Here is a 6,361-nt window from a genome sequence, read left to right on the forward strand (position 1 = left end):
TAAATAATGGTGCGGTCGGAGAGACTTGAACTCTCACACCTCTCGGCGCCAGAACCTAAATCTGGTGCGTCTACCAATTCCGCCACGACCGCAGCAAAGCTTTTACTCTAGCGAAGAGTATAGTTAAGAAGACTTATGGTTTGTCTAAGTAACGTTGTAATGGCTGGGCTACCTGGATTCGAACCAGGGAATGCTGGCATCAAAAGCCAGTGCCTTACCGCTTGGCGATAGCCCAACAGGATATCAATTAAGATATCTAAATAATGGTGCGGTCGGAGAGACTTGAACTCTCACACCTCTCGGCGCCAGAACCTAAATCTGGTGCGTCTACCAATTCCGCCACGACCGCAGCAAATCTTTGTAGTTATATCGACATTGGTAATTCAATATAACGTTGTTTGTTCTTCTTTCATAAAGAAAGAATGGTGGCTACTGCGGGATTTGAACCTGCGACCCCATCATTATGAGTGATGTGCTCTAACCAACTGAGCTAAGTAGCCATCTGAGAGCGAAGTAATATAATATAATCTCGCTTCCAATGCCATTATCTTTTTAAAGATAATTACACTTTAAATTGTGGCTGGGCTACCTGGATTCGAACCAGGGAATGCTGGCATCAAAAGCCAGTGCCTTACCGCTTGGCGATAGCCCAACAATGATATCACTTAAGATATCTCAATATGGTGCGGTCGGAGAGACTTGAACTCTCACACCTCTCGGCGCCAGAACCTAAATCTGGTGCGTCTACCAATTCCGCCACGACCGCTTTACTTTCCTAAAAACTCTTGTCGTTAATAAACATGTGTTTAATAACACATAGAGTGCTTAGGAAATGGTGGCTACTGCGGGATTTGAACCTGCGACCCCATCATTATGAGTGATGTGCTCTAACCAACTGAGCTAAGTAGCCATTTCCAAATTGTCGTTCATTTCGAGACGTTGCCGCTTCGTTGTGAACGGGGCGCATTATGCGTAGTTGAGCGAAACCCGTCAACTTTTTTTTTGAATAAATCGCGAATAAACATCTGTTCGGTTTCTTTTTAGGCAAAGAGGCGTATTTGTCGACAAAAAATAGGTCTAAAAGGCGATATATATAGGAAGTTAAGTTTCCGGTGAGGGGTAATTTAGAAAGAGGGAAAACAAAAAGGCCAGTGAATTCACTGGCCTTTTTTCTAGATGTTTAATCAGAATTATACGTTGAAGCGGAAGTGAACAACGTCACCATCTTTAACGATGTATTCTTTACCTTCAAGGCGCCATTTACCTGCGTCTTTCGCACCGCTCTCACCGTTAAATTCGATGAAGTGATCGAATCCAACAACTTCAGCACGGATGAAACCTTTCTCGAAGTCTGTGTGGATCTTACCCGCTGCTTGTGGCGCAGTCGCACCTACAGGGATTGTCCAAGCACGAACTTCTTTAACGCCAGCTGTGAAGTAAGTTTGAAGAGTCAGTAGTTCGTAACCAGAGCGGATCACTCGGTTAAGACCTGGTTCTTCGATACCCATATCCGCTAGGAACTCTTCGCGATCTTCGTCATCAAGTTCAGAAAGCTCAGATTCGATTGCTGCACAAACAGCAACAACTACGTTGTTTTCGTTTTCAGCGTATTCACGAACAGCGTCTAGGTATGGGTTATTTTCAAAACCATCTTCTGCAACGTTTGCGATGTACATTGTTGGCTTAAGTGTTAGGAAGTTTAGGTAGCCGATTGCTGCCGCTTCTTCTTTGCCAAGTTCAACAGTACGCGCCATACCACCTTCAGTTAGAACTGGAAGTAGCTTTTCTAGTACAGTGATTTCAAATTTAGCGTCTTTGTCGCCGCCTTTTGCTTTCTTCGCGTTACGTTGAATTGCACGCTCACAGCTGTCTAAGTCAGCCAGTGCAAGTTCAAGGTTGATCACTTCGATATCTTCGATTGGAGATACTTTGCCAGCAACGTGAACAATGTTTTCATTTTCAAAGCAGCGCACAACGTGACCGATAGCGTCAGTTTCACGGATGTTAGCTAGGAATTTGTTACCAAGACCTTCACCTTTAGATGCGCCAGCTACTAGGCCCGCGATATCTACGAATTCCATTGTCGTTGGAAGGATCTTCTGTGGATTAACAATTTTTGCTAATGCATCTAAGCGTAGATCTGGAACCGGAACGATACCTGTGTTTGGTTCGATCGTACAAAATGGAAAGTTTGCTGCTTCGATGCCTGCTTTAGTCAGTGCGTTAAACAGAGTTGACTTACCAACGTTTGGTAGACCAACGATGCCACATTTAAAACCCATGATATAAACCTTATTCTGCTTTGAACGTATGTAAGCGATTTTGTGCTTTTGGTAGGCCATCTTTTAATAAGATGTCTAGGCTGCGAACCGATTCGTCAACGACGGCCTCGATACACTCTTGCTCTTTTTGAGGAGCTTTGCCTAATACATAACCTGCAACTTTATCTTTGTGTCCTGGATGGCCAATGCCTAATCTAAGACGATAGAATTCTTTATTGTTACCCTGCTTGCTGATGATGTCTTTCAGACCATTGTGTCCACCATGACCACCACCTTTTTTAAACTTTCCAATACCAGGAGGCAGATCTAACTCATCGTGAGCGACCATGATCTCTTCTGGTTTAATTTGGTAGAACTTTGCTAAGGCTGCAACTGCTTTGCCTGACAAGTTCATAAAAGTCGTTGGGATCAGCAAACGAAGATCTTCACCGTGAACCATGATACGACCCGTTAGGCCAAAGAACTTTGGTTCGTTCTTTAGTGTCACGTTATGTACACGCGCTAATTCTTCAACTACCCAAGCACCCGCATTGTGGCGAGTTTTGGCGTATTCTGGACCTGGATTAGCCAGTCCAACGAGAAGTTTTATTTGTTGGCTCAAGGTATGGATCTCTCTTGGGATTTCAAAAAGCGCCGTATGATATCACAGTTTATGAAAAAGGTGCGAGCTAGCTGATAGCTGCGCGATTATTCCTGTTTGTGATAACTAACAGTGCAATATTACTCAGACATAAAAAAAGCACTTCATTGAATGAAGTGCTTAATGTTTTTCTCTCGTGTGTTCCTAAAGCAAAGCTATTGGGCTTTGATTAATTGAACATCGCTGAGATTGATTCTTCGTTACTGATACGACGAATCGCTTCAGCAAGCATGCGAGAAAGGCTAAGTGTTGTCACTTTACCAGTCGCAGCCATCTCTGGAGATAGAGAGATAGAATCCGTTACGATAACTTGGTCTAGAACAGAGTTCTTGATGTTGTTCGCAGCAGTACCAGAGAAAACAGCGTGAGTTGCGTAAGCGAATACACGCTTAGCACCGCGCTCTTTAAGCGCTTCAGCTGCTTTACATAGTGTGCCACCCGTATCGATCATGTCATCAACGATAACACAGTCACGGCCTTCAACATCACCGATTAGGTTCATTACTTCAGAAACGTTAGCTCGTGGACGACGCTTATCAACGATAGCGATGTCAACATCACCTAGCGCTTTAGCCGTTGCACGAGCACGTACAACACCACCAAGGTCTGGAGAAACCACAACTGGGTTTTCTAGGCCACGGTTAGCCATGTCTTCTAGAAGAACTGGAGTGCCGAAGATGTTATCAACAGGTACATCGAAGAAGCCTTGGATTTGCTCTGCGTGTAGGTCGATAGTAAGAACGCGGTCAACGCCAACGTTAGAAAGGAAGTCTGCAACAACTTTTGCAGTAATTGGCACACGAGCAGAACGTACACGACGATCTTGACGGGCATAACCGAAGTAAGGGATTACAGCAGTAATACGGCCAGCAGAAGCACGGCGCATTGCGTCAATCATTACCACCAATTCCATAAGGTTGTCATTGGTTGGTGCACAAGTTGATTGAATCAGGAATACATCGCTACCACGAACGTTTTCATTGATTTGAACAGCGACTTCGCCATCAGAAAAACGGTCTACAGTAGCATCGCCAAGAGAGATGTATAGACGATCAGCAATACGTTGGGCTAGTTCAGGTGTTGCGTTACCAGCAAATAGCTTCATATCAGGCACGGTGGAAACCTCGGGTTGCGTCCAGTTTTAAATAGATTGTGGGTGGGCTGATTGGTATTCAGCCAGAGTTTCTTTTAAAGGAGAAATGTTTCTTCCTTTCGCTACGAAAGCGGAAACTGTGTCAGGCAGTTGTTCTCGCACCAATTCGGCTTCTTTTTTGCTGTTAAATTCAGCAAAAACACACGAACCTGTGCCAGTCAATCTCGACGGCGCGTATTGTAGCAGCCATGAAAGTTGCTTATCAACCTCTGGGTACAGCATTCGCACAATTTTTTCGCAATCGTTTACGTATTCTTGCTCTAGAAGCGTTGATAGCGCTCGCTTTGGCGTGTTTCGAGTTAATTCTGAATGTGTGAATATGTCTACAGTTGCTATGCTCACTCGAGGCTTAACCACAAGATACCATTTTTCATCCGGATTAGCGGGCTGTAGCTGTTCTCCAACCCCTTCAGCAAAGGCGGCGTGGCCTCGAACGAAGACAGGAACGTCAGCACCAAGCTTCAAACCGATCTCGGCGAGTTGATCGTCTGACAGGTTGAGCTGCCATAAATAATTCAGAGCGACTAATACGGTTGCTGCATTTGAAGAGCCTCCGCCAATACCGCCACCCATAGGCAGTACTTTCTTGAGTTCAATATCGGCACCGAAAGAGGTTGAGGTATATTGCTGTAGCGCAGTAGCGGCTTTCCAGATCAGGTTGTCTTCAAGTGCTACCCCAGGAATTTCTGGTGTGATTGTTATTGAGTTAGTTTCTGAGTTTGCGGTCACCGTCAGTTCATCACCAAAATCGACAAACTGAAATAAAGTTTGAAGTTCGTGATAGCCATTGTCACGTCGACCAGTGATATAGAGAAATAAATTCAGTTTAGCCGGAGAAGGCCAATGGGTTGGCGTTGTTATCATTTTTTCAGTGTCCACTTCGAAACTACAATGTTGATTTTGTTATTGTCTTGCTTGAATGACAATCGAGTAGGGAGTGGGATTGTCTCTACCTTAGTCTTGTCTTCATCCGATAGTTGCTTATTCGGCATCTCTGTATTGCGATAGTTAGCAAAACTCAGTGTCCATAGTTGGTTGCTGACTTGTTTGGTGAGAGATTCAAGCGTGTTGGTGGTGTTCAATTGGTAGCTATCGGCTTGGTCTGGAATGCCAAGGAACCATTGTGGTAGATGATCAATAGGGATCTGTAAGCCTGTCAGCTGCTCAACCAAGACTGAAGCGCTCGCATGAGTAAATACTTGATCATCATAGGTCACGACTTTTGCACCCGATGGATCTATGGTTAGGTTCAATGCAGTTTGACCGAGAAAAGTCGTAAGCCTTAATTGACTTTGATTTGGTGAATGCTTCCAAATGAAATTTAGGCTTTGGCGTTGCTCTGGGGAAATGTAAGCGAGCTTGCCTGAGGCTTGATAGTTGTCTATCTGTAAAAGCCGGTTTTGATGACTTTGCCATTCAACGCTGGTTGGTTGTTCTGGGATAGACGAGCAACCCACCATAATTATGGCCATAAAAATAAGAGACGTGATTTTGAGAAGCTTGCTCATATTTGCTCACAACTTGTTCAAATTTATCTAAAAAACGCTTCAACTATAGCATTGAATTCACGAAGTCAGGAAAACAAATCCCGCTTGCTCTTTAAATAGAGCCATGCATCAAGTAAAATTCGCCCCTTGTTTCCATTCCCTGATCGAGAACTTCTGATACATGTCTTTGCTTGCCGTAGGTATCAATCACAATACAGCGTCGGTTGAATTGCGAGAAAAAGTAGCTTTTGGTCCAGATAAATTATCTGAGGCACTCAAGCAACTTAACGCAAATGCACACGTAAATGGAAGTGTCATACTTTCTACCTGTAATCGAACTGAATTGTATTGTGACGTCAAAGGCGTGGCAAAAAACAAGCTCATCGATTGGTTGTCAGTTTTCCATCAAGTGAGCCCTGAAGAGCTAAAACCGAGCATTTATGTCCATGAAGAGCAGGCGGCGATTAAACATTTAATGCGCGTAGCTTGTGGCTTGGACTCTTTGGTATTGGGTGAGCCACAGATCTTAGGTCAGGTGAAGCAAGCTTATACAGACTCGCGAGAGAACAAATCTGTTGATGCTTCAATGGAAAAGCTGTTCCAGAAATCATTCTCTGTCGCGAAGCGTGTTCGAACTGAAACGGAGATCGGCGGAAGCGCGGTTTCGGTTGCTTACGCAGCTTGTACGTTAGCCAAGCACATCTTTGAGTCGATTGCCGATTCAACTGTGTTATTGGTGGGTGCGGGTGAAACCATTGAGTTGGTGGCTAAGCATCTTTCAGCGAATGGCTGTACCAAG

6 protein-coding genes and 7 tRNA genes are annotated in these 6,361 nt (G+C 44.4%); 1 reads left to right on the forward strand and 12 read right to left on the reverse strand.

What is annotated here, in order from left to right; all coding sequences use genetic code 11:
* Window positions 1–7 precede the first annotated feature (7 nt).
* The 12 genes from IQQ51_RS17105 to lolB form a co-directional block, all read right to left on the reverse strand.
* Window positions 8–92 (reverse strand) — tRNA-Leu (locus IQQ51_RS17105).
* Between the two features lie 68 nt (window positions 93–160).
* Window positions 161–235, reverse strand: a tRNA-Gln gene (locus tag IQQ51_RS17110).
* Between the two features lie 29 nt (window positions 236–264).
* Window positions 265–349: transfer RNA gene (locus tag IQQ51_RS17115), tRNA-Leu, on the reverse strand.
* 74 nt (window positions 350–423) lie between these two features.
* Window positions 424–500: transfer RNA gene (locus IQQ51_RS17120), tRNA-Met, on the reverse strand.
* Window positions 501–577: 77 nt separating this feature from the next.
* Window positions 578–652: transfer RNA gene (locus IQQ51_RS17125), tRNA-Gln, on the reverse strand.
* 29 nt (window positions 653–681) lie between these two features.
* Window positions 682–766, reverse strand: a tRNA-Leu gene (locus tag IQQ51_RS17130).
* 67 nt (window positions 767–833) lie between these two features.
* Window positions 834–910, reverse strand: a tRNA-Met gene (locus IQQ51_RS17135).
* Window positions 911–1,190: 280 nt separating this feature from the next.
* Entirely contained in the window at window positions 1,191–2,282 is a 1,092-nt protein-coding gene (gene ychF, locus IQQ51_RS17140; RefSeq protein ID WP_010439159.1) for a redox-regulated ATPase YchF, read from the reverse strand.
* 10 nt (window positions 2,283–2,292) lie between these two features.
* Window positions 2,293–2,883, reverse strand: a complete 591-nt coding sequence (gene pth / locus IQQ51_RS17145; protein ID WP_004739815.1) for an aminoacyl-tRNA hydrolase — start codon at window positions 2,881–2,883, stop codon at window positions 2,293–2,295.
* Window positions 2,884–3,091: 208 nt separating this feature from the next.
* Window positions 3,092–4,036 (reverse strand): ribose-phosphate pyrophosphokinase, encoded by a 945-nt coding sequence (locus IQQ51_RS17150; RefSeq protein ID WP_004739814.1) that lies wholly within the window; start codon window positions 4,034–4,036, stop codon window positions 3,092–3,094.
* Window positions 4,037–4,063: 27 nt separating this feature from the next.
* Complete coding sequence (gene ispE / locus IQQ51_RS17155) at window positions 4,064–4,939, reverse strand: 4-(cytidine 5'-diphospho)-2-C-methyl-D-erythritol kinase (protein WP_193841640.1); 876 nt, start codon at window positions 4,937–4,939, stop codon at window positions 4,064–4,066.
* The gene (gene lolB, locus IQQ51_RS17160) at window positions 4,936–5,583 is read right to left on the reverse strand and encodes a lipoprotein insertase outer membrane protein LolB (protein ID WP_193841641.1); all 648 of its coding nucleotides are present in this window, start codon (window positions 5,581–5,583) and stop codon (window positions 4,936–4,938) included. The genes ispE and lolB overlap by 4 nt, the downstream gene beginning before the upstream one ends.
* Before the next feature lie 160 nt (window positions 5,584–5,743).
* Here lolB and hemA point away from each other — a divergent pair.
* On the forward strand, window positions 5,744–6,361 hold a 618-nt coding region (gene hemA / locus IQQ51_RS27270; protein WP_228012951.1), incomplete at its 3' end, for a glutamyl-tRNA reductase.

The organism is Vibrio sp. OPT18 (assembly GCF_015163615.1).
GTDB classification, from domain to species: Bacteria; Pseudomonadota; Gammaproteobacteria; order Enterobacterales; family Vibrionaceae; genus Vibrio; species Vibrio coralliirubri.